1 protein-coding gene is annotated in these 228 nt (G+C 72.4%); it reads left to right on the plus strand.

The features are described from left to right. On the plus strand, nucleotides 1-228 hold a 228-nt coding region (locus EN850_RS36155; RefSeq protein WP_136093114.1), incomplete at both ends, for an Ig-like domain-containing protein.

Here is a 228-nt window from a genome sequence, read left to right on the forward strand (position 1 = left end):
AGGTGGTGACGGTCACCATCCACGGCACCAACGACGCGGCCGTCATCACCGGCACCGCGAGCGGCGACGTGACCGAAGCCGGCGGCGTGGCCAACGCCATTGCCGGGACACCGACGGCGAGCGGCGACCTCAACGACACCGACGTCGACAACACGCCCGACAGCTGGCAGGCGGTTGCCGCCGGAACGGCGACCAGCGGCGGGCTCGGCACCTATCAGCTCGGCGCCG

This window comes from Mesorhizobium sp. M8A.F.Ca.ET.207.01.1.1 (genome assembly GCF_004794715.1).
Taxonomy (GTDB): Bacteria; Pseudomonadota; Alphaproteobacteria; order Rhizobiales; family Rhizobiaceae; genus Mesorhizobium.